7 tRNA genes are annotated in these 811 nt (G+C 52.3%); all 7 read right to left on the minus strand.

The features are described 5' to 3' along the window. Nucleotides 1-49 precede the first annotated feature (49 nt). Nucleotides 50-123 (minus strand) — tRNA-Gly (locus tag CD31_RS00110). Between the two features lie 5 nt (nucleotides 124-128). Further along, nucleotides 129-204 (minus strand) — tRNA-Phe (locus CD31_RS00115). Between the two features lie 58 nt (nucleotides 205-262). Continuing rightward, nucleotides 263-338: transfer RNA gene (locus tag CD31_RS00120), tRNA-Asp, on the minus strand. Between the two features lie 3 nt (nucleotides 339-341). Then, nucleotides 342-416, minus strand: a tRNA-Met gene (locus tag CD31_RS00125). Nucleotides 417-469: 53 nt separating this feature from the next. Beyond that, nucleotides 470-562: transfer RNA gene (locus CD31_RS00130), tRNA-Ser, on the minus strand. 15 nt (nucleotides 563-577) lie between these two features. Then, nucleotides 578-654: transfer RNA gene (locus CD31_RS00135), tRNA-Ile, on the minus strand. A gap of 7 nt (nucleotides 655-661) precedes the next feature. Continuing rightward, nucleotides 662-735, minus strand: a tRNA-Met gene (locus tag CD31_RS00140). Nucleotides 736-811 lie beyond the last annotated feature (76 nt).

An 811-nucleotide genomic window follows, 5' to 3' on the forward strand; every position in this document is an offset into this window, starting at 1 on the left:
ACCTCACGCTTATCAGGCGTGCGCTCTAACCAGCTGAGCTATAGGCCCTTGGAGCGGGTGATGGGAATCGAACCCACGACATCAGCTTGGAAGGCTGAGGTTTTACCATTAAACTACACCCGCATAAATGGTGGGTCAGGACGGAATCGAACCGCCGACACTTAGAGCTTCAATCTAATGCTCTACCAACTGAGCTACTGACCCATTTCGTCCATGCTAAGCTTGCTCACTCTTTTGCTTCTCATGACTTTGATTTTAAAAATGGCGGTCCCGACCGGGATCGAACCGGCGATCTCCTGCGTGACAGGCAGGCATGTTAACCGCTACACCACGGGACCTTTTGGTTGCGGGGGCCGGATTTGAACCAACGACCTTCGGGTTATGAGCCCGACGAGCTACCACTGCTCCACCCCGCGATAATTTTATGCTGTTTCGAGTTTTTAAAGCACCATTTATAAAAATTTAAAACTGGAGGAGGTAGAGGGATTCGAACCCCCGCGCGGTGTTACCCGCCTGTCGGTTTTCAAGACCGATCCCTTCAGCCAGACTTGGGTATACCTCCGTTACAATATATAAATGGTGGACCTTGCAGGACTCGAACCTGCGACCGGACGGTTATGAGCCGTCTGCTCTAACCAACTGAGCTAAAGGTCCTTTAAGATGGCGGCAGAGGGGATCGAACCCCCGACCTTACGGGTATGAACCGTACGCTCTAGCCAGCTGAGCTACGCCGCCAGGATCTTTATACTGGTTAATTTACTTATGGTGGAGCCTAGCGGGATCGAACCGCTGACCTCCTGCGTGCAAGGCA

The organism is Lysinibacillus boronitolerans JCM 21713 = 10a = NBRC 103108 (genome assembly GCF_000772935.1).
Classification (GTDB): Bacteria; Bacillota; Bacilli; order Bacillales_A; family Planococcaceae; genus Lysinibacillus; species Lysinibacillus boronitolerans.